The sequence below is a fragment of the Cellulophaga baltica genome, assembly GCF_900102165.1.
Lineage (GTDB): Bacteria > Bacteroidota > Bacteroidia > Flavobacteriales > Flavobacteriaceae > Cellulophaga > Cellulophaga baltica.
Window position 1 is genome coordinate 1 of the sequence record NZ_FNBD01000054.1, and the last position, 1,250, is coordinate 1,250.

The window sequence follows — 1,250 nt, forward strand, 5'->3', positions numbered from 1 at the left end:
AATAAAAAAGTAAAAACAAAACATAAAAATTCGGCTCTGTGTTTATCCGAAAAGTTAGTGTCTTTTTACATGCTACGTTTCATACACAAACCGTTGTGCTTCATTATAAAAAACATATGATTTTAAGTGACATTTACGATGAATTTTCAAATATTTTGCACCGCAATTATGGGAAAATAGAATTAAAAGATATTCAAAGAATAATGTATTCCTACCAAATAGCTTCCGGAGAAGGATTTTTCATGTCTTCACTCAAAGCGATTACAGATTATTTAAAGCTTTCGCCCATTACAGTAATAGAGGGAAATTATTCTGCTCATATCAACAACTTCTCGGACTTATCTCATTATTTAAAAAATATAGATAATGTATTTGACTTAACTGAATATCGAGAAAAGTTATCTTTTAATTTTCATGAAAATGAAGTAAAAACGCCAGCGAACGCAGTAAATAGTGATTTATATAAAGAGTTTATTGACATTACAATTCCTCATTCGGACTACAATTCTTACCTCAAAAAAGAAATAGATTTAGTTAATGAATTACCAGAGCACTTTTTTGAAAATGGTAATTACAAGTATGAAAACAGACCTAACCTTTTAAAGCAAGATAGAATCAACTTAGCAAAATCAGTTTTGTTTGATTTAATGGCATCTAACCAATATATAGTCTCATCCAAAGAAATAAAGGATAAAGAATTTCTTTGGCATTGGTTAAGTGTGTTTGTTGGAAATAATGATATTCCTAATATTCGCCAATATTTGACCAACGAGTTATACGATAACCCTAATTATATCTTTGAAATTGACAAGGCAAGCAATCTATTTAAAGAATCGGATTTTCTGATTTATGGTATATTTTATAATGAAGATAAATATATTGGGACTGTTAGAAAATCTGATTTCCAAAGATTGATGATGATTAGTCAAGAACTAGGAATTCAACTTAGAGAACTAAAATAACGAAGCACAACAACACCTATAAACAATACGGGCTTCGGGCTTATTCGCAGGGTTTGTGTATTTTTATAAGGCACGCAAAATCTTTGGGATTTTGCTTTGACAGAAAAAAAAGAAAAAACAAAACACAAAGATTTCGCTATGTGCGTGGCGTAAAGCAAACGCTGGTTTGCTCCCGTACTGTTCATAGCTCAAACGTTATGCCCAATTAGAAAAAAGCCAGCCGCACAAACAGCACATTTGGTTTTTTGCCGACACGAAAGCCAACGCAGAAAAAACCAAAAGAGCTGT

1 protein-coding gene is annotated in these 1,250 nt (G+C 31.6%); it reads left to right on the top strand.

Annotated features, from left to right (window positions below):
• The first annotated feature begins 38 nt into the window (after positions 1-38).
• Entirely contained in the window at positions 39-962 is a 924-nt protein-coding gene (locus tag BLQ19_RS20855; RefSeq protein WP_139150316.1) for a hypothetical protein, read from the top strand.
• Positions 963-1,250 lie beyond the last annotated feature (288 nt).